Raw genomic sequence first — 21,273 nt, forward strand, 5'->3', positions numbered from 1 at the left:
AGCCAATAGCGTCAAACAAGCTGCGTACGAAATAATTCTGCAGATAATTGGCTCATGACGGTCGGAGCGTTGTCAAAAACGTTCCGACCGTCTTGTTTTCTGTTGTGTATTGTTATTCGTAATACGTTTATGCATTCACTTCACAAGCTGACCAAGTACGGCTTGATTGTCGCTATGAACGGTATTCTTCGAAATCATTAAGACCTCTCATTGCCGGAATCCTCCCAAAACGAAAATCAGCGAAACGTGTGAACCAGCGAAGGCTTACCCGACCGCCGCCACCAAACGATCGGCCGTGGCATGCCCCTCAAACACCCCACTGGCATCCCACGGATCTTCTCCGGCTTCATCACCGACGTTATTATCGTTGGGCGTAGTGGTGCGGTCTGAATCTTGACCGACCACATCATCGCTTCGGCTGTCATTCTGTCTGCCAGCAGCTTCTCTGTTGCTGTCTGTGGAAGTATCGTCAGGCATGGAAGCCTGTGGCTCTGCAACAGTATCCATCTCATGATGCCCCGACTCGGCGGAATCGGCATCATGAGCATTCCCCTGTTCCTTCCCTCCAGGTCTGACTCTTTGGAAAACGGAAATACCAAAACTCAGGTCATGACCGACACTCGTCGCTTCCATCACCATCCTGCTATGTTTCGTACCATCACGCACCCATTCCTCGGTCGCCAAGTTTCCTGTGGCGATAACCGGATCTCCTTTATGCAGGCTCGACTGCACATTCTCGGCTAGTTTTCGGAAGACCTTGACAGTGATCCACGTCGTCGGCCGATCCCGCCATTCATTTGCCACAGGATTGAAATAGCTAGTCGTGCAGCCGATTCTGAACGAACTGGCCGCCGGACCTCCCTCCTTGCCGAAACGCTGTGGGTTTGCACCCACAAACCCTGAAACCGTCACCGTACCTTGCTGTGCCATTGTCTCTGCTCCCTGAACGAAATACTTGTCATACGTATATATGTATGTGGACTGCGGGGCACACCGACCGGCATTGGGCTTCAGACACGTCTGCGAATGAAACCCAGTGCTGAAAACCGGCCATAAACGTACCCCGCGGTTTCTCCAGTATGCATGCGTGAAACACGGTTGTTCAAGCCGAAACAGGTCCTGTGGTCGGATGATCGGGGTCTCGGCGTGTTGTGGATACAATGTGGACAAATCGACCTGTATCCACCATGAAATGAGGAATGTGAATAACCGTCGATCTTATGCAAGACCGGACAAGGAGCGATAAGAAAGCGGAAACATCATAAGACGAGAATCAAAAGCGGCAAATCGCATACGCATGTGGCCAAAGCATTAACTTTTCCTCATGAAAGCAGCATCGCCTTCAAAAAGAGATAGATGGTATACACATCAAATCGATGCTTCTTACAAAACATTTTCCAATGCGACAATAAAAAAGGCCTGTCCACACAAATCTGGACAGGCCAACAATCAGAGCGTTATGAAAACGGTTTACTTCATTGCCTCGTAGCGTTCAATCAATGTGTCGACCGCCTGATCGGCAGGAACCTTCACCGCGTTGTCGCCATTGCGATCGCGCACCTCGATGGTGCCGTCGTTGAGGAAGTCGCGGCCGACCACGGCGACCAGCGGCACGCCGAGCAGCTCGGCATCCTTGAACTTGACACCGGGCGAAACCTTCTTGCGATCGTCGTAGATGACCTCGAGACCTTTGGCCTCAAGCTCAGAAACCAGCTTTTCGGCACCGTCGAACGCCTCGTCCTTCTTCCCGGTGGCGACCACATGAACCGCGGCAGGCGCGATGTTGACCGGCCAAGCTAGACCCTTCTCGTCGTGATGAGTCTCGGCGATGCAGGCCATAACGCGCGAAACGCCGATGCCGTAACTGCCCATCCAAACCGGCACGGCCTTGCCGTTCTGATTCAAAACCTTGAGACCCAGCGCCTCAGAATACTTCAAGCCAAGCTGGAAGACCTGTCCGATTTCCACGCCGCGCTCGAAACTCAGCGGGCCAGAGCCGTCCGGGCTCATGTCGCCGTCGCGGACCTCGGTCGCCTCTACAGTGCCATCGGCCTTGAAATCGCGGCCATAGACCATATCGAAGGCGTCCACTCCGTCCTTGTCGCCACCAGTGACCCATGCGGAACCTTCGACGATATGGGCATCGACCAGATAACGAACCGGGTCCTTGACTGCGGTTCCCTCGACGCGGGCTTGTGGGCCCAAAACAGATGGTCCGATATAACCCTTGACCAGTTCAGGATGAGCCTTCAAGTCGGCCTCGTTGGCCTCTTCGATCTCGGCGGGCGCAAACTGCGCTTCGAGGCGCTTCATGTCGATCTGACGGTCGCCTGGCAACGCCACGACGACGACCTCGCGCCACGGCTTGCGATGGTCCTCGTTCTCGTCGTCGGGCTCGCCGGGATGCTTCACCGCGATGACGACGTTCTTGAGCATATCGGTCTGCGCCCAGGCCCGGCCGTCCTCGCGCGGATACAGCGCGTTGCACTGGCTGACCATATCGTCGATGGTCTCCGCATCCGGCAGGTCACGCAGGCTCATCGCCGGGGTCTTGGAGCAATCGATGGCCGGAACCTCTGGCGTGGTCAACGCTTCGACGTTCCAAGCCTTCCCGCTCGGCGCCTTGGCGAAGGTATCCTCGCCAATGGCCATCGGGGAAAGGAACTCTTGCGATTCGAAACCGCCCATCGGGCCGGAGACCGCATGCACCATGATATAACCCAGATCGAGACGCTTAAAGATGCGCTCGTAGGCGTCGCGTTCCTCGACATACGCCTTCTTCAGCCCGTCCTCGTCAATGGTGAACGAATAGCCGTCTTCCATGATAAACTCGCGGCCGCGCACGAGGCCAGCTCGTGGGCGGAACTCGTCGCGGTACTTGGTCTGGATCTGGTAGAGCGTGACCGGCAGATCCTTATAAGAGGAATACATATCCTTGACGAGCAAGGTGAACATTTCCTCGTGGGTCGGCGCGAGCAGGTAATCGGCCTCGTGGCGGTCCTTCAAGCGGAAGATGTTTTCGCCGTATTCTTCCCAGCGATGCGTCGCCTCGTACGGTTCCTTCGGCAGCAATGCCGGGAAATGGACTTCCTGGCCGCCGATGCCGTTCATTTCCTCACGGACCACGGCCTCGATCTTGTTCAAGACGTTGAGACCCAGCGGCAGCCAGGTCCAGATTCCGGGCGCGGCCTTGCGGATATAGCCGGCTCGCTGGAGCAAACGCGCCGAATCGACGTCGGCGTCGGCGGGGTCCTCACGCAGCGTGCGCAGGAACAGGGTGGACATACGAAGTGCTTTAGTCATGACTTCTAAATTATTCGCGCGAGCCGACATTGGCGACGCTACAAATAACAGTGAATATGCGCGCAAAGCCCCCAGAGTATGTTGATTGCGGCCATCACCGCTACCGTCTCCCGCCAATCATGACTTTGCGCCGCTGCCGGCAATCTCAACATATCGATACCCCTCATATCGAAACGGCACGACACGTTTGGCAGAAAGGTTTCAGGACGAATAAGCAATACATGGCCTGACGGCATTCCGACAAATGAATCCACTCAGAATAGTTCGTCCTGTGCGAATTCGTCGGTGTCGTCAGCAAGCTGGCCGGTGGCCTGTTTGGTGAAGGCATCACGACCCTCTGACTCGAGACGGGCGCAGGCGGCCTTGGAATTGTCGCGCAGTTGACCATCGAGGAGGACGGCATCGGACGAGACCATGAAGGCGCGTTCACTGATGTCGTCAAGGTAAAGGCCGTCGAGGTTTTCAACACGAGAAAGCGCTACGTAGCCCATACCTGGCGCAAACGTACGGCGCAGGTTCATCACGGCGCGATCGAGCGTCATGCCCTGCGATTTATGAATGGTGATGGCCCAAGCACAACGCAACGGCACCTGTTTGACGCTGGCCAGCACAGTTTCGCCGTCCATCATGTCCCACGAAGCCGGCTTCATAATAACCGTATTACCATTTTCAAAGGCGACAATCGGCCAACCGCCTTTGGCCTCAGAAACGAAGCCCTCTACCGTGCCGATGGAACCATTGACATACTGGTGGTCGGCGTCATTGCGCAATGCCATCACCGCGGCTCCGGTTTTCAGCTCCAGTGTTTCCGGAGCAAGCATGTTTTTCTTAAGCCGCTTGACCAGCTCGGCGGAACCGGCGGATTCGGCAACGTATTCGTGCGTCTCGTCGTGGATCTGCGAAAGCCGCAGGTCATTCAACGTGTCGGCCTGTTTATTGACCGGGAAAAGATGGACGGCCACTTCCCCGGCTTCCGGGGCCTTGCCCAGGCGCCCGGCGAGCACGTCGTGGTCTTCCTGCGTGACGTCGCCTTCGCGGATATCGGTGAGCACGGTAAGCAATTGGCCGTCATCCTGACGGTGCTGCTCGGTAAGATAGCAGATCACAGGATTGAGTTCGTCCCAGACCAGCGATTCGGTGACGAAACCGTCGGCATCTTTGCCGGCATCGGCATAACGCTGACGTGACATCAAAAATTCTGGACTCGGTGCCATATCATCGCGACGGAACGATTTCTTGACCGGCGGCAACTGGAAAAAGTCGCCGGAAAGCACAACCTGCAACCCGCCGAACGGCTCAGGGCTGTGCCGCAACGTGCGGCAGACGTCGTCGACCATGTCGAACAGCCACGCCGGCAGCATCGAAACCTCATCGATGACGAGGATGTCTGCGGATTCGATCTTGCGCTTGCGACGCGAACGGATCTGTTTCAACAAAGCCGGGGTCATGACCTGCGAGACGCCGACACCACTCCAGGAATGGATGGTCTGTCCGTTGATATGCGTGGCCGCGATGCCGGTGGAAGCGGTGACGGCGACGGAGGCACCTCTGGCACGGGCAGAACGGATGAACTCGTTCAAGACGTAGGTCTTGCCGGCACCGGGGGCACCGGTGATGAACGCGTTCGCCCCTGCGTCAAGAATCGTCAGCACCTCTGCTTGCTTCATACCGTTTCTCCTTCGCTTTCGTCAGCTGTATCGATTCGATGCGACCAAAAGCATCCTATAGCGTGCTTTTCGTCGCGTTGAGATTTTCACTGCGACGAAAAGCACAAAAATCGACAGAAAAACGTGCTTTTGATCGCATCATCTACTTTGCTGCGACGAAAAGCACGCCTCCGTTCCGTAACCTACTTGTTGAGCAGACTTGTGGACTCGATGTCGGCCTCAATCTTCTTGGACTGTGCCTCATCCGGGCCAGGGATCGGCGCCATAAAGGCCTCACGATAGTAGCGCAGCTCGTCAAGCGACTCGATGATGTCGGCGAGCGCACGATGGCCACCATTCTTGGGCGGACGATTCATGTAGACCGCCGGATACCAGCGACGCGCCAGCTCCTTGATGGTGCTCACGTCAATGCTGCGGTAATGCAGATGGCTCATGAAATGAGGCATATAATGATCAAGGAATTTCTTGTCACTGCCGATGGTGTTGCCAGCAAGCAATGGCTTGACCCCGTCGGGAGTGAAGCGGGCGACGTACTCGGTAACTTTCTTTTCGGCATCGGCCAGGCTCAGACCAGTCTCCCACTCATTGATCAGGCCAGAACGGGTGTGCATCGCACGTACGAAGTCGCCCATGTGGTCAACAGCCTTTTGCGACGGCTTGATGACATAGTCCACGCCTTTGTCAAGCACTTTCAGATTGAAGTCAGTCGGCACCACGGAGACCTCGACGAGCTCATCGCCGCCGAAGATATCGAGGCCGGTCATCTCGCAATCGATCCAAATCAGGCGCGAATCCTCCGCCGAATACGTTTCGTCATCCTGAGCATTCACCATAATAATTACCCTTTCGCTGCCAACAACAGAACTCTATACACTATCTCACGCGTGTGACTGGATATCTAATCAGTTGATTTGCTGACTGACGTGGCGGGGTCGGAGTATACAACGCTCGACACGCTCCGGGCCGCTCAGGCCAAGTCTTTACGGTCAAGCATCGCATATCCCAGCCCCGCCACGTCAGTCACATGTCACGAAGACCAAGATTATAAAATAATAAATATCAGTCGTTGTGGAAGCCACTGTAGTTCGGGGCCTCGGTGGTCATCACGATGTCGTGAGGATGCGACTCGCGCAGGCCGGCGTCGGTGATGCGGATGAAGCGACCCTTCTCGGCCATTTCCTTGATGTTGTGCGCACCGATGTAGAACATCGACTGGTGCAGGCCGCCGATCATCTGGTAAAGCACTGCGTTCAGGGAGCCGCGATAGGGCACCTCGCCTTCGACGCCTTCGGGGATGACCTTGTCGTTGCTGGTGACATCGGCCTGGAAGTATCGGTCCTTGGAATAGGATTTCTTGCCGCGCGGGGCCATCGCGCCGAGCGATCCCATGCCGCGGTAGATCTTGTACTGCTTGCCGTGCAGCAGCACCTTCTCGCCCGGGGTCTCATCGCAACCGGCAAGCGCGCCGCCAAGCATGACGGTAGAGGCACCGGCCACCAGGGCCTTGGCAATGTCACCGGAATAGTGGATACCGCCATCGGCGATGCAGGGCACGCCAGCCGCGTGGCATACCTGAGCCGCATCGTAGACGGCCGTGAGCTGCGGCACACCGACACCGGCGACCACACGCGTGGTGCAGATGGAGCCGGGACCGACGCCGACCTTGACAGCATCGACACCGGCATCGATCATGGCCTGCGCACCGGAAGCGGTCGCCACGTTGCCGCCGATGACCTGCACACCGTCGAAGGCATGATCGGACTTCAAACGCTTGATCATATCAAGAGCCAATCGAGCCTCGCCGTTTGCGGTATCAACCACCAGCACGTCGACGCCAGCCTCCATCAGTGCGGAGGCACGTTGCCACGCATCGCCCAGGAAGCCGATACCCGCGGCCACACGCAGACGGCCCTGATCGTCCTTGGTAGCGTCAGGATACTGCTCGGTCTTCACGAAGTCCTTGACGGTAATGAGCCCGGCCAGCCTGCCTTCGCTGTCGACCAGCGGCAGCTTTTCGACCTTGTGCTTGGCGAGCAAATCATGGGCGTCCTCCCGCGAGATATCGGCAGGTCCGGTGATGAGCCCGTCCTTGGTCATCACGTCCCTAACCTTAAGCTTGTCGTAATCCTCAGAAGCGATGAAGCGCATATCGCGGTTGGTGATGATGCCAAGCAACCGGTTGTCGTTGTCGACCACGGGAAGGCCCGAAATATGGAAACGGCCACACAGCTTGTCGAGATCGGCAAGGGTGGCCTCGGGGTTGACGGTGAGCGGGTCGGTGATCATACCCGATTCGCTGCGCTTGACGATATCGACCTGCGCGGCCTGATCGTCAATGGAAAGGTTGCGGTGCAGCACGCCGATACCGCCATTGCGAGCCATGGCGATGGCCATATCGGATTCGGTGACGGTGTCCATAGCCGCCGAAAGAACTGGAACCTTCATGGTAATTTCGCGGGTCAGATGCGTGGTGGTGTCCACGTGCGAGGGGATGACGTCGGTTTCGTTGGGAAGCAGGAGGACATCATCGTAAGCCAATCCCATCTTTGCAAAAATAGGAGGCAACGGGTTGAATGATGACTGGATATCAGGTTGAGAATTTAAAGCCATAACACAACTATATGGGCGCGGGGTGACGAGCGTTACCATTGGTTGTGATTACCGGTGCTTTCGGGAATGTCGCGCGTTGCGCACACCCGGGTCCTCTTCTTTCTGTATCTCAAGCCAACGGCGCATCAGGTACGGCGAGAGTGTCAGAATCGTCAGGATCACCGCCGAAATGAGCATGCCAATGGCCACGTATTGCCATTTGAAGAAGAGAATCATGATGGAACCGAAAGAAATCAATGCCGCCCATCCCCATAGGATCAGCACCGCCCCCTGCACAGTGTGGCCGATGCGCAGCATACGGTGATGCAGGTGCATACGATCGGGGTGCATCGGCGACTGGCCTTTGCTCAGGCGCCGGATGATGGCCAGGCACATGTCGAGCACCGGCAGGAAAAGCACGAGAATCGGCAGCAATATCGGCATGAACGCAGGCAGGTAGAGACTGGTATGCACCGAGGCCGGGTCGAGATGGCCGGTCATGATGATCGAGGCGCAGGTAATCATATAGCCCAGCAGCATCGAACCGGAATCCCCCATAAACAGCTTGGCGGGATGCCAGTTATGCAGCAAAAATCCTACGCAAATGCCGACCAAAGCGACATCAAGCAACGTCGCCATCGAAGCGTAGCTCGGTGTGGAGCGCGCGATGACGTAAGAATAGACGGCGAACGCGATGCCGCCAATTGCGACAATGCCTGAAGCGAGGCCGTCGAGCCCGTCGACGAAATTGACCGCGTTGATCGATGCCACAATCAGAAAAGCAGTAATCGCCATGGAAATGCTTGGCGAAGCCGTCACCAAAGAACCAAATGGCAGGAAGATGATCTGTACACCGCCCCACGCCACGAACACGGAAATCAGGAGTTGCCCGGCCAGTTTGAGCATCCAGTCAAGATCCCACAAGTCATCGGCCACACCCAACAGGCAAATCAGCACAGCGCCTGCGAGCACGACCCACGCCTGATTCGAGCCGACAAAAAGGCCTGATATGAACGGCATCTTGCTGGCGAATACTATCGCCACCGCGAGGCCTATCAGCATCGCCAATCCGCCCATGCGCGGAGTGGGCACCGTATGCACATCGCGTGCACGGACTTCCCCCACCGCACCGATCTCGATGGCGATATGACGAATCAAGGGGGTGACCAACCATGTGGCCCCTCCTGCAATCGCGGCGATGAACAGGTAGACTCTCACGCGTTCAGACTCCCGCCTTCGGCGTCCATCAGCGCACTGCGTACCTGCGCCTCGCTGATGACGCCCTCGCGCACAATCGAAATGCCGTCGCGCTCGTTCGCGTCGGCGGCCACGACGGTACTCGCGACGTGGCTCACCGTCGGCCCTCCGTCGAGATAGAGATCGATATCGTCGCCAAGCGCCTCGACCGCTTCCTCCACCGTCTGTGGGCTTTCCCCGCCACTGCGGTTCGCGCTCGAGCAGGCCAGAGGTCCGGTGGCACGCAAAGTTCTGAGGCAGGCTTCAGAATCCGGTACACGTACGGCCTGGGTTTTGCTGCCGTTCATTTCCTTGCGCAACGTGACCAATTTCGAGCCGGCTTCAGCCACGGCAATCGGCGAAAACGGGCCAGGCAGAAATGCCTTGGCAAGACGGTCAAGCGGAACCGGAAGATAAAGACCAAGTCCGTCCAGGTTATCAACCGACGAAAGCAGCACCTGCAGCGCTTTGCTGCGCGGACGACGCTTTGCCTCGTAGATTCGGCTTACCGCTTCGGTGTTGAACGGGCTGGCGGCGACACCATAGACCGTGTCGGTCGGCAATACGACCAATCCGCCGTCTTTGACAATCCTCGTCGCCATCGCCAAAGATTCGTCATCGATTGCCCGTACGTCGCTCATATTGCCTCCAACACAAAATTATGTCTTAATTGCATCATTGCACCCCGACTTCACACGGGCAGTATCACGATTCGATACTGATACATCGATATAATCAAAACGTACATCGGGACTTACAAATCCCGAGCCAATAACGACAAAGGAATCATCACGATGTCTGTACCACCAGTCGAACTACGTACCCCTCGCAAATCGGAACATGAAGAAATGCTCGCCGGCAAGCTGCACAATGCCGCGGATCCGGAGCTTGAGCGTCTACGCAACAAGGCCGCCGACCTGTGCGAGCAGTTCAACAGCACCCCGCACAACGACAGGAAGACACGTGAGGCTATCCTCGACGAGCTGCTGCCCAACCGTGGCGAAGGCGTCGAGATCGTCGGCAATATCGCTTTTGATTATGGTATCCATACCACCATCGGCAACGGGGTGTTCATCAACTTCAACTTCACCGTGCTCGATACGAATTACGTCACCATCGGTGACAACGTGCTTTTCGGCCCGAACGTCTCCCTGCTCCCTCCCATGCATCCGTTGCGTTGGCAGGATCGAAATCTGCGGTTCACCCAAGACGGTGAAGGCTATAACTATGAGTATTCTAAACCGATAACCATCGGCAAAAACTGCTGGTTCGGCGGCAATGTGACTGTGCTGGGCGGAGTACGCATCGGCGAAGGCTCGGTCATCGGCGCCGGTGCCGTGGTCACCCACGATATTCCGGCAAACAGCGTGGCCGTGGGCAATTCGGCGCGAGTCATCCGTACCATTACCGATAACGACGCGGCGGCGAATCAGGATTACGCGAAGTGAATCGTGTACAAGGCCGCGGATAAGTGTTCTGATGCCTCTGCGGCCTTGCTTATTGTTATACATTTAAAATATTCGCTTGTGCCCCAATACCGAGCACGACAACGGCCGAAGCGCGATGGATGGATCTCGCCGACCAACCAAATGCCGCCGTTATTCTTTGATGGCAAAGAGGTAGCGGGGCCGGCCGGTGAGATCATCGCCGGTATGTGCCGCGCGGAACCCATGGGTCCTGGCAAAGTCAGTCAGCAGTTGAGCTTGCGAAATGTCGTGTTCCATCACCAACGCCCCACCGCTGCGAAGCAGTTTTGCCGCACGTAGAATAATGCGCTCTGGAATGTAGGTGCCGTCTGACGAACCGCCATAAAGTGCCGTTTTCGGATCATAATCACGTACTTCAGGTTGTTCGGGAATCTCAGCAAGCGGCACGTAAGGTGGGTTGGTGACTACGGCGTCGATGGTGCCGTCCAGCGATGCCAGCGTCATCGCGCTCGTCGCGTCGGCGTGGGACAAATGATAGTTGTAACCGGCCATCGAATGATCCTTGAACACCTTGGCTTCGTTGCGTTTCGTCCATTCCAGGGCTTCCATGGAACTTTCGACGGCCCAGACCTCGCTGCCCGGCACTTCGGTGACCAGCGCCAGGCCGATTGCGCCGCTGCCGGCGCACAAATCGACCAGGCGGCTGGGTTTGATGGCTTCGCGTGTCAGCCAGTCGATGGCCGCCTGCACCACGGTTTCGGTTTCCGGACGTGGGATGAAAACACCTGGTCCGACCTGAAGATCCAAGTAACGGAAAGGCGCATGGCCGACGATATATTGCAAGGGTTCACGCTGCTTGCGTCTGGCGACCATCACGGCAAAACGACGAATCGCAGCGTCATCGGCGTCGGAACCGCCATCATCGCTGGCACCGCCTGGATTTGAGACAGTCTCATCTGATTCTACTGACACGGAACCTTGCCCCGACATACGTTCGGCATCATGCTCATCATCAATACGATGAACATCAACCCCGTCGGCGGGATCGTCTTTTATCACACTGTGCAACGGCGTATCCAGCAATGCCGATTTTTCGACCTCAGCAGGCGTGACCCCAAACGCCTCGGCAAGCAGCAGTTTCGCATCGTTTCGCGGAGTGTCGACACCAGCCGCCTTGAGCCATTCCACCGCCTGCCGCAAAATCTTGGAAGTCGAACGCGCCACGTTTCCCGCCATTGTCTGAATCCCGAGCTCAGTCCGTCTTGGCCAGACGCGCGGCCTCATCGGCCTGGATATCGCTGTCGATAACGGCCTGCAGGTCGCCGTCGAGCACCTGGTCGAGATTGTAGGCCTTGTAGTTGGTGCGGTGGTCGACGATGCGGTTCTCGGGGAAATTGTAGGTGCGGATGCGTTCGGAACGATCGAGCGAACGCACCTGCGAATGACGCATATCCGCCGCCTCCTCCGCTTCCTTTTCGTGCTTCATCGCCAGCAGGCGGGATTTGAGGACCCGCAGAGCCGCCGCACGGTTCTGAATCTGCGACTTCTCGTCCTGCATGCTCACCACGATGCCAGTGGGAATATGGGTCATACGCACCGCGGAATAGGTGGTGTTCACGGACTGTCCGCCGGGGCCCGAACTCATGAAGATGTCGATTTTAAGGTCTTTGGGATCAATCTCGATCTCGTCGTCGTCCTCATCGGCTTCCGGAAAGACGATGACGCCGGCCGCCGAGGTCTGGATACGGCCCTGCGATTCAGTGACGGGGATACGCTGCACACGATGCACGCCGCCCTCATATTTGAGGCTTGCCCACACCCCGTCCTCGGGTGCCGGATTGCCCTTGGCCCGGATGGCGACCTGCACGTCCTTGACGCCGCCGAGTTCCGTAGAGTTCTCGCTTTGGATGGTGGTGGTCCAGCCGCGTTTTTCGGCATAACGCGTGTACATGCGCAGCAGATCGCCGGCGAACAGCGCCGCTTCTTCCCCACCGGTGCCGGCCTTGATCTCCATGATCGTGTCGCGCACGTCGTCGGGGTCGCGCGGAATCAGCGCACTGCGCAGCTTTTCCTCGGTAGGCGCCACCAACGCTTCGAGCCGTTTGGCTTCTTCGGCGAAGTCGGCGTCCTCGCCGGCCATTTCCTTAGCGGCATCGGCGTCATCGCGAGCGTGCTGCCAGGCACGATAGGCGTCGACGATGCTGCCAAGTTGGGCATGGCGACGCCCCAGCTTGCGAATCGCCTTCGGGTCGGAGGCGACCTCGGGCTGGCTCATCTGCCGCTCGATGTCCTGATACTCCTCCAACGCGCTTTGCGCCGCCGGGAATTGCTCATCTGCCATGCAAAAGTCCTTTTTATAAAATATTGAAAAATTATTAATAATCGAAATCCCGGAAATTGGGTATGAAAAACGCCAGCCCGGATTCGGATCCGCAGACCCGAACCAGCGAGGCTGGCGAATAAGAATGCTACTTGGTTTTCTTGCCGTAGCGCTTCTCGAAGCGGGCGACACGGCCGCCGGTATCGAGAATCTTCTGCTTGCCCGTGTAGAACGGGTGGCAGTTCGCGCATACATCAACCGTCATGTGATCGCCCTTGGCGGTGCTGCGCGTGACGAAAGTATTGCCGCAAGAGCAGGTAACCTGCACTGGGTGATAATCGGGATGAATACCCTGCTTCATAATGTCTCCTAAGGAATTCAGGTGACCCGGGTCGCCTAACCCCAATGGCCAGACGTGAACCGGAACGTTGATATTCTATCAGCGAGCGTTGACTTGACCCTCCTTCAATCCGCCGAAATGGCCGGTATCTCACGAGCGGTTTGAGCCAACAGCACGCTCAGGCAATACAACAGATTACATTGCCGAATCGTCCCGACTTCATCTTTCGGCTGATTGCCTGTGAGCCTATTTCTCCAAGATCGGAATGACGATAACCATCCACCGTCGCAATCTCTTGATAATTTGCTGGTATCAACATTTATGCAAAGGAGCCAGCAATGACCGATATGCTGTATTTTGAAACCCACGGCAAAACCCACACGGTGTACCTTTCCGGCCATGAACGCGCCTTGGAAATCGAAGCTGATATTATGGCCAACCCCTCCGGTATCTTCCCTATTGAGATCGTCTTCGGCAAAAAGACATACACCGTTTACATCAATCCCAAGGACTGGAGCTATTGGCAATTCATGGAAGCAAAGGGCGGATTCAATGTCAAGACCCAGCCGAGTTTCTGAGAAGTAAATACTGTCAAACCGGCAATAAGTGGGGCCGCTCGGGCTTGAACCGAGGACCGACGGATTATGAGTCCGATGCTCTAACCGACTGAGCTACAGCCCCACGCTGGCAAAAGCCAACTTCTTTACTTTATCAAACGCTCTGACCAGCGACACCACACGCCAGCGCCCGGTGGCAGGACATCTTGAAAAAACAAAACAAACGGCACCTTCAGTTCGTTGCAGAACGAAAGATGCCGTTTTATTTTACAGTTTCAGAGTCTTACAGTTTTATATTTTTCTATCGTTATTAACGCAGATCGATAGCTATCGGTTTTCATTTTTTCTTCTCACCGCACGTCCGGACGCGAAATGATCCAACGCACCCGTCCTGGCGATAGCCAAATAAAGGAACCAGCTCATCACCCCGGCAATGAGAATGCCGCCGATGATCTCGCAAGTCATGTGAGTGAGTCCTCGCGGACTGACCAACGCGACGCCTTGCAAACGCGTAAAGAGCACATAAAAGCCATATTCCACCGCAGTCAAAGCGCCCGAAGCAATCGTCAGACCGAGGTTGAACTTCCGGTAACGGAAGATGGCAAACGGTACCTCGGCGAACAAACCTTGCAGCATCGCCGAAATAAAGACAAAAGTAAAGGAATACTGGTTGCCGAACAAGGTCTCGGTCAGGCTGCCGATGATGTCGACATAGATCGCCGCACCGGGTTTGCGGATAATCAGCAATGCCAACGGACCGGAGAAGTACCAGAATGCGTGGAAGAGGCTGGTGATACCGGGAAGAACGGCGCGCAGCAACGGGGCGATCCAAGCGTAGGCGAAGTTGAAGCCCCAGAAGACGATGCCGCAAGCCACTCCCAACGCCGCACCGAGCGCGATGTCGGCAGCCCGCCAGCGAAGGCGGGAGACTTTTTTGACCGATGGCCTTAAAGAAGGATCGGAACCATGACCTTGGCCCGAAGTCCCATTCTGATTATTTGAATTGTTTGAATCAGCGGAAGAAGATTGATTGGTTGATGAAAGTTCTTGTTTTTGGGCATAATCGGCCACGGTCGTTCCTTGTAAACACAACTGCGCACAGCATTTGAATGACGACGCCCCTTGACCTGCGCAGCTCGGGCGGAGACGCCAACCGACACTTTAGCAGCATCCGATTTTCCGGCACACCCCGACGCTATCGACGCTGGTTATGGCTTATACCAGAACCGTGAAACAGCCTCAAAAATCGCAAAAATCAAGTAAATAGCCGCTCCCAATGCACTGGATGAAAATATGTCAGATCACCAGATAACAGCTAGAAACACATGCCAATACTCATGAAATTAGACAAAAGCAACGTGCAAGGAAACGATACCGTAACCTTGCACGCTGCTCTAAAGGCGCACAATCATTTAGCTATACAGCCCTCACAGATCCTGCGCGGCATAGAGGGCACCAGGGGCGTTATTCTTGTCGAAGCGGTCCGCAGTGACGAGCAACTTGTCGTTGGTGAACGCCATCTGGCCCAGGCGAGACATCTCGCGGCCATAGCCGGAGAGCTTCACACCGCCAAACGGGATGTCAGGCAGCGAGGCGAGCGGCGTGTTGACGAACATCATGCCGGTGTAGACCTTCGCGGCCACCTCGGCACCATGGTTCTTGTCGCCACAGAAGAGCATGCCGCCCAAGCCGTACGGGTTGTCGTTGGCGAGCGCCACGGCCTCTTCCTCGCTGTGGACCTTGTAGACCGCGGCGACGGGGCCAAACATCTCGGTCTTGTAGCCGGGATTGTCGGGGGTGATGTCGGTCAAGATGGTCGGACGGAAGAACTGGCCGTCGGAATCGATCTCCGGGAAGCGGTAGGCGACCTTGGCGCCTGCGGCGACCGTAGCGTCATACGTCTTCTGCAGCTTCTCCTTGGCACGCTTCGAGTTCATCGGGGCGATGGTGGTCTTCGGATCCATCGGGTCGCCCGGGGTGACACGCGAGAAGGCGTCGATCAGGCCGTCAAGGAACTCGTCATAGACGTTGTCCATGACGATGAAACGCTTGGCTGAGGTGCAGACCTGGCCGGCGTTGTAAAGGCGGACGCGCCATGCGCACTCGTTGACGTTCTCCATATCCGCGTCACCCAGGACGATGAACGGATCCATGCCCCCGAGCTCCATGGTGCTCTTCTTCAGAGCCTTGCCCGCAGCTCCTGCGACGGCGACGCCGCCACGTTCGGAACCGGTCAACGCCACGCCCTGAACGCGAGGATCCTCGATGGCCTCGGTGACCTGGTCATAGGTCATGAAGAGATTGGTCAACGCACCCTTGGGGGCACCGGCCTCCTCGACGATCTCACAGAAACGCTTGGCCGAGGTCGGGGTGTTGGAAGCGTGCTTCAGGATCATCGTGTTGCCGAGCATGTAGTTCGGGGCAAACACGCGCATGATCTGATAGTACGGGAAGTTCCAAGGCTCCACCATCACGACGACGCCGACGGACTGGTGCAGCACCTGGGCGTCACCGGCGACGATGCTGTCAAGCTTGTCAGGTTTCAACAGTTCCTCGCTGTGGTCGGCAAACCAATCGGCGATGATGGCGCACAGCTCCACCTCGCCAGCGGACTCGCCCACTAGCTTGCCCATATCGACCGTGCAGATCTTCGAAAGCTCTGCGGACTTCTTGCGGAACAGCGCCGCGACGTTATGCAGGATCTTGGCACGTTCGGCAATCGGCTGGCTTTGCATTTCACGATACGTCTTGTCCGCCAGATCGATGGTGCTCTTCAGCTCCGCATCGGTGGTGAATGGATATTCCTTGACCAATTCATTGGTATAAGGATTTACTGTTTGATAAACCATAGCTACCTCCTTGTAGGCATAATCCATTATACTCCATAATTCCCAACAGAGTAAATGTTCTCAGGAGAAATTAAAACGTAAGTAAGCTGACAAAAATGGCGACAAAACAAAGGCCACTTCCAGCCACCGATCAAACGGAGAACGGCAAACAAAATACCGGCCCGTCATCCGAAGACAACGGGCCGGCAGCAAAAGACAGCATTTTAAATGCTTTAAAACTGAGGCCGTATCACCAATTCATATTGTCGTTGGGTTCGTCGACCGGCTCGTGCCGGACCCCGGAAAGCATCAGCGCGCCAAGCTCGCTGGCAGCACGACGTTCGCGGTTTTCAAGTTCTTCGGTATCGAAATCCTCTTTGGTGGCCATAAGGCTTGTGGCCGTGGGTACGGCACGGAAGAACGCGAACAAGCCGCGCATTACCACGTCCGGCACCAAAGCGTGACGATTGGATCCGCCTGTTGCGGCCAGAACCAGCGGCATATTGATGATCGCGTCGCGGGGAACAAGATCCCAGAAGGCCTTGAACAGGCCCGAATACGAGGCCTTATAAATAGGTGAAGCCACGACAAGACCGTCGGCAGCCCTCACCGAAGCGATGGCCTCGGAAAGACGGTTGCTGGATTCGAACGTGACGGAAGCCTTGGCAATGTCGGAAGCCATATCCCTCAGGCTAATCATCTCGACAATGACGTCTTTACCCCTGGCCTCAAGATATGTCTGGGCCTTTTGCGTAATCTCCTTGGCAAGCCGCCGGGTACTGGAAGGCTCCGAAATACCCGCATTGACCACCGTCAAACGGTACTGCTGCACCTCGGTCTCCGCCTTTGCGGCCAACGCCACAATGTCTGTTGTCTCCTCAAGACTCACAGTTTTCCTCCCTGCACCTGACGACTTCACTTTTGGATGTTTTGCCTTCGAGCCGCGACACGCGGACCACAAGGACGCGCCTGCCGGCAATCCGAGTATGCGATAACTACTTGCTAACCTAGCACGTTCATACGTCCGACGCGAGGCTGAAATACGCGGTAGGACCAGGTAAACAGTGATTGTATTCACATTAGCCGGATATCACCGAATTATACTTCAAACGAGCGTCAAACGTTCTATAAACGTGTCGGTTTGTTTTGTTACGTTGCCATGCGGCAGCTCGAACGCATACCTGACGTCGCGATCCGGAAGGGACCGGCATCGCCACGAAACATTATGTGCTGGCTACGTCTAGCAACGATGGCTAGCAACAATATTTATCAACGATAGTTACCGACAATAATTGATAGCGATGGTTAATAACGATGGTTAATAACGATGGTTAATAACCATATTTACTGACCACATTTATTGACGTTATCTGCTGATTATTTGTTGGACTCAACATGCTTGGCGAACGCCTCGGCAAAGCCGCGCAGGAAATCTTCAGAAGCCTCGACAACCTTGCCGTTCTCGTCCAGACCGGAGGCGGCGTTGAAGTAGAGCTCAGGCTGCCCCATAAGCTTCATGTCGAGGAAGAGGGCGACATTGCGCAGAGCCTGCTGCGCCTGGGTGGTGCCCAAAGCTCCCATAGATGCGCCGACGATAGCGACGGGCTTGCCGGTGAACGAGCTCTGGCCCCATGGACGGGAGGCCCAGTCGATGGCGTTCTTGATGACGCCGGAGAAGCTGCGGTTGTATTCGGGGGTGACGAACAGCACGCCGTCCGCATCTTCGATCTGCTGCTTCATCGTGACGACCTTGGCGGGCATGTCACCGTCGAGATCCTGGTTGTAGAGCGGCAGATCCATGTCGATGTAGTCGAATTCGACACCCTCAGGCGAGAGACGCTCGATGTTCTTGGCGAGGCTCTTGTTATAGGAATCCTTGCGCAGCGATCCGACGAAAACAGCGATCTTGGTCATGGTCAATACTCCTTGAGTTTCATTCCTTGCCTATCGAGTTGGAGCGCCGCCGACACAAAATTGCTGTCTAATTATGTTCCCCAAAGCGGAAAGACAACAGCAATGGATGGTACGGTATTCAAGCCCGATAGGTTGATTTGCAATGGCAATACTAAACAGGACTTGGCACGCTGTCATATTTTGCTGGGAGGCAAGCGGGAATAAATCCCCCGATTTGCATTTGTCTAATTATTATCGGATTCCCGTTTCGATGGCTGCCCTTTAACCCCAAACGGCACAAGGGTTCCGGGGACTTCATCAGAGCAAAGTAAGATTGGGACTCAGACATTCACAGATCTTGAATCAAGGACAAAATGGACACTCATTTGACCATCATTTCTCCACTTTCCTGGGTTCAAGACGCATTTAAAAACTATTTCGACAAAGCTCACATGACAGATAGCTCACATTTGGCCACAGTGCAACGACCGGTGACACGTACAGAGGCAACACAGCCGGAATCGGATAATTCCAGCGAGAATGGAAAAGACTGCAACCAGACAACCAGGCATTGGAATGTCACCTATGACTATGGATTTGAGCCGATTCATGCCATTAAAGCCGACGATGTGATATGGATCACCGCCGACCTGTTGATTGCCCAAAATACGTGGCGTGCACGGCATAGCTTGCCGCCGATACTGCTCGAAGCTCCATCCGCCGATTGGCTGGCCAGTCTTCCGAAAACGTTGACAGGACGCACGGTCATCACTACAACGGTTTCCGAAATCCGAAAATGGGACAAGCTGCCGAATGGATTGGGCGAACGACCGTGGTCGCAGCTCAGTCTCGGACGCGTGCCGGAATTCAGGGCGGCACAACGCAGCCTGACAGAGTTGCAACGTGACTTGCGGGATGCTCCCGACGATTCTTCGATCACCGTCAATACGCATGTCGCCGATATCACCGAAGAATGGTGCGTGATTATCCGAAACGGACAAGCTGTCGCATCAAGTGGCTATTGCGTCCATCTCTCCCCTGACGAAGACAGCCACGACATTCTCACCGTATTCGATAACGCCAAGTTCCACGATTCCTATCGTGCAATTGCCGAATCCACTGCCACTGCGGCCGCACAGGCAAGCCAACTTTGTGATGCCAGCATTCTTGTTGGTTTCCGAAATACTAATGTTGCGGATGAAGGAATAACGGACCAGCCGTTGAACGCGAACCCGAACGATTCGCAACCGAAGAAGTTGGTAGTTGAGAAGTCGGCAGTTAAGAAATCAACCGCTGAAAGGTCGGCAGCGGAATCCTCGTCAACGAATACGCAATCGTTAATATCTACGTTGCAAGGCACAGAAGATGCAAGACAATTCCCGATTTCATCTCCTCAAGAACAGCAACCGGTTCAGCAATCTCCAATGATGTCACATTCTTCGACCCTATCGTTGCAACCTCAAGAACCAGTGCCATCATCCTCGGCGGAGCTTCCCGAAGCCCTGATTCTCGAAGCTGATCCCGTTTGGTGCACCACACCTTATCCTTACGAAACCCTCGAAGAGACCAACGCTTTTCTTGACGCAATAGCAGACGCACGGTTGCGGCAAGACGCAGACGGAACGCTGAGGAACCAACTTGGAAACGTCATCGCACCGGTGGATGTCTACTCTTCCGACCCATGGATGGTTCGTCACGCCGCGCATCGCTACGACCGGTTCTAAAAATTCCGGAAAGTACAAAATATAAAGCACAAACGACAGGAAGAAGCGTTCGGACACTCCCCAAAACACTCAAACCTATACAAGAAATGACAAACGGTGGATAAGCAACAAGAAAACAAAACAACGCTTCTCGCCACCTATCCACCGTTTCAAGTCCACGCCGTAAAAAATCGAGCGTTTCAAATCCAACACTCGTTCAGAATCAAGCGTTTCAGGCCGCGCTAACTATCACGCCATGGAGGCGCCCAGCTCCTTGATGCGCTCGATGTGCTTGGCCGCAGCCTTGCGAGCCTCTGCAGAATCGTCGCCCATCTCAAGGTTGTCGACGTACACCAGCTCAGCATCGTCCACGCCGCAATAATGGTGGAACATGTAATAGATAACTTGATTATAAATGGCGTCGTGGATGCCGGAATCGTGGTACCACTGCTCCGAGCTGCCAGTGAGCATGATGAAACGGAACTTCTTGTCGGCGATTACCGACTTGCTGTGGTCAGGATTGTAGCCGAAGTGGCGGCACAGCACGCGCTCGGTGAAGCCCTTCATCATCGCAGGCATCGAGCACCAGTAAATCGGGCAGACCAACGCAATGACGTCGGCGTCGAGAATCTTCTTCTGCAACGCGACGGCATCATCGGGCATCGGACCTTCGGCGAGGTACTGCTTGCGGTCGGCCATGCGATAGGTCGGGTCAAAACCAATGGCGTGCAGATCGACAAACTCGGTGTTCGCGCCCTTGCTAGCGGCGCCTTCGAGGAAGGCCTTACCGATGTATTGCGTCAACGATTCCGGATCAGGATTGGCGGTAAATGCTAGGAATTTGGTCATGGTTATATTGTACGGACGCAAGCAGATTTTTGAACGTTCACGCTTCATTTGTTGTGTATACTGCGACAAATGAAGCAACAAAGATAAAATCATTGAACTTAACACTCTGACCTATAAACAACATGTATAGTACATGAAAATATTTATGCTCAAACATCTCAAAAAAAGACACAACAGCGAACAAACAATCAATATACTCATTGCAAGATATCCAATGCACCTGTCATATCAATAATCAATAGCCCTCTAAAGTTTATTAACAATGCTCAAATCAAGGGTCCAGTCCCTCTTACAATAGATAGAGGCCAACTACATAGAAATAACATACATTTCAACATGCCTACTTACATTGCTGTGAAGAAGAGCATACAAACGAAAGTTGGAAACACTTTGTCCGGTTCTGGTTTCGGTCAGGCGGATTGGAGCTTGTTTCAGCTCATTTATAGAACTACCAGATTCCCGAAAATACACCGAAACATCTCCGAATCAGACTACATCGATAATTACGATAGACCGACACTATTCCCTACGTGAGCTAAGATGCGGGTATCGATATGACCT

Annotated in this window: 18 protein-coding genes and 1 tRNA gene; 3 read left to right on the top strand and 16 right to left on the bottom strand. The window is 55.2% G+C overall.

Annotated features, from left to right (window positions below):
• Positions 1 to 264: 264 nt before the first annotated feature.
• From PT275_RS04285 to PT275_RS04315, 7 genes are all read right to left on the bottom strand, one after another.
• Positions 265 to 930, bottom strand: a complete 666-nt coding sequence (locus PT275_RS04285; protein ID WP_277152664.1) for a single-stranded DNA-binding protein — start codon at positions 928 to 930, stop codon at positions 265 to 267.
• A gap of 540 nt (positions 931 to 1,470) precedes the next feature.
• A complete protein-coding gene (locus PT275_RS04290) occupies positions 1,471 to 3,285 on the bottom strand; it encodes a proline--tRNA ligase (RefSeq protein ID WP_277153662.1) in 1,815 nt (604 codons plus the stop codon).
• 272 nt (positions 3,286 to 3,557) lie between these two features.
• A complete protein-coding gene (locus PT275_RS04295; RefSeq protein WP_277152666.1) occupies positions 3,558 to 4,970 on the bottom strand; it encodes a PIF1 family DEAD/DEAH box helicase in 1,413 nt (470 codons plus the stop codon).
• Between the two features lie 182 nt (positions 4,971 to 5,152).
• Positions 5,153 to 5,803, bottom strand: a complete 651-nt coding sequence (gene orn, locus PT275_RS04300; RefSeq protein ID WP_277152669.1) for an oligoribonuclease — start codon at positions 5,801 to 5,803, stop codon at positions 5,153 to 5,155.
• A gap of 226 nt (positions 5,804 to 6,029) precedes the next feature.
• Positions 6,030 to 7,580 (bottom strand): IMP dehydrogenase, encoded by a 1,551-nt coding sequence (gene guaB, locus PT275_RS04305; protein ID WP_277152671.1) that lies wholly within the window; start codon positions 7,578 to 7,580, stop codon positions 6,030 to 6,032.
• 48 nt (positions 7,581 to 7,628) lie between these two features.
• A complete protein-coding gene (locus PT275_RS04310) occupies positions 7,629 to 8,777 on the bottom strand; it encodes an MraY family glycosyltransferase (protein ID WP_277152673.1) in 1,149 nt (382 codons plus the stop codon).
• On the bottom strand, positions 8,774 to 9,436 hold the full coding sequence (locus PT275_RS04315; RefSeq protein WP_277152675.1) for an L-threonylcarbamoyladenylate synthase: 663 nt from the start codon (positions 9,434 to 9,436) through the stop codon (positions 8,774 to 8,776). Before PT275_RS04315 ends, PT275_RS04310 begins: the two co-directional genes overlap by 4 nt.
• Before the next feature lie 153 nt (positions 9,437 to 9,589).
• Here PT275_RS04315 and PT275_RS04320 point away from each other — a divergent pair, with 153 nt between their 5' ends.
• Positions 9,590 to 10,243, top strand: coding sequence for a sugar O-acetyltransferase (locus PT275_RS04320; RefSeq protein WP_277152677.1), 654 nt, complete (start codon positions 9,590 to 9,592; stop codon positions 10,241 to 10,243).
• A gap of 150 nt (positions 10,244 to 10,393) precedes the next feature.
• Here the strand turns inward: PT275_RS04320 and prmC are convergent, their stop codons facing one another.
• The 3 genes from prmC to rpmE form a co-directional block, all read right to left on the bottom strand.
• Positions 10,394 to 11,458 (bottom strand): peptide chain release factor N(5)-glutamine methyltransferase, encoded by a 1,065-nt coding sequence (gene prmC / locus PT275_RS04325; protein ID WP_277152679.1) that lies wholly within the window; start codon positions 11,456 to 11,458, stop codon positions 10,394 to 10,396.
• 16 nt (positions 11,459 to 11,474) lie between these two features.
• Positions 11,475 to 12,563, bottom strand: coding sequence for a peptide chain release factor 1 (prfA, locus tag PT275_RS04330; protein WP_277152682.1), 1,089 nt, complete (start codon positions 12,561 to 12,563; stop codon positions 11,475 to 11,477).
• Between the two features lie 127 nt (positions 12,564 to 12,690).
• Entirely contained in the window at positions 12,691 to 12,903 is a 213-nt protein-coding gene (gene rpmE / locus PT275_RS04335; protein ID WP_277144110.1) for a 50S ribosomal protein L31, read from the bottom strand.
• Between the two features lie 317 nt (positions 12,904 to 13,220).
• On the opposite strand from rpmE, the gene PT275_RS04340 reads away from it, so the two are divergent.
• Positions 13,221 to 13,460 carry a hypothetical protein gene (locus PT275_RS04340; RefSeq protein WP_277152684.1) on the top strand — a complete coding sequence of 80 codons (240 nt, stop codon included), beginning with the start codon at positions 13,221 to 13,223 and terminating at the stop codon, positions 13,458 to 13,460.
• Positions 13,461 to 13,489: 29 nt separating this feature from the next.
• On the opposite strand, the gene PT275_RS04345 is transcribed toward PT275_RS04340, so the two are convergent.
• From PT275_RS04345 to PT275_RS04365, 5 genes are all read right to left on the bottom strand, one after another.
• A tRNA-Ile gene (locus tag PT275_RS04345) sits at positions 13,490 to 13,563 on the bottom strand.
• A gap of 203 nt (positions 13,564 to 13,766) precedes the next feature.
• A complete protein-coding gene (locus PT275_RS04350; RefSeq protein WP_277153663.1) occupies positions 13,767 to 14,339 on the bottom strand; it encodes an ECF transporter S component in 573 nt (190 codons plus the stop codon).
• A 527-nt stretch (positions 14,340 to 14,866) separates the two neighbouring features.
• A complete protein-coding gene (locus tag PT275_RS04355) occupies positions 14,867 to 16,288 on the bottom strand; it encodes an NAD-dependent succinate-semialdehyde dehydrogenase (RefSeq protein WP_277152687.1) in 1,422 nt (473 codons plus the stop codon).
• 229 nt (positions 16,289 to 16,517) lie between these two features.
• Positions 16,518 to 17,156, bottom strand: a complete 639-nt coding sequence (locus PT275_RS04360; RefSeq protein WP_277152690.1) for a CE1759 family FMN reductase — start codon at positions 17,154 to 17,156, stop codon at positions 16,518 to 16,520.
• Positions 17,157 to 17,644: 488 nt separating this feature from the next.
• Positions 17,645 to 18,181, bottom strand: coding sequence for an NAD(P)H-dependent oxidoreductase (locus PT275_RS04365; RefSeq protein ID WP_277152692.1), 537 nt, complete (start codon positions 18,179 to 18,181; stop codon positions 17,645 to 17,647).
• Positions 18,182 to 18,612: 431 nt separating this feature from the next.
• On the opposite strand from PT275_RS04365, the gene PT275_RS04370 reads away from it, so the two are divergent.
• Complete coding sequence (locus tag PT275_RS04370; protein ID WP_277152694.1) at positions 18,613 to 19,884, top strand: hypothetical protein; 1,272 nt, start codon at positions 18,613 to 18,615, stop codon at positions 19,882 to 19,884.
• Positions 19,885 to 20,112: 228 nt separating this feature from the next.
• Here PT275_RS04370 and PT275_RS04375 read toward each other — a convergent pair whose 3' ends face one another.
• Entirely contained in the window at positions 20,113 to 20,712 is a 600-nt protein-coding gene (locus PT275_RS04375) for an NAD(P)H-dependent oxidoreductase (protein ID WP_277152696.1), read from the bottom strand.
• Positions 20,713 to 21,273: the final 561 nt, after the last annotated feature.

The organism is Bifidobacterium sp. ESL0745 (genome assembly GCF_029433335.1).
In the GTDB taxonomy this organism is placed as follows: Bacteria; Actinomycetota; Actinomycetes; order Actinomycetales; family Bifidobacteriaceae; genus Bifidobacterium.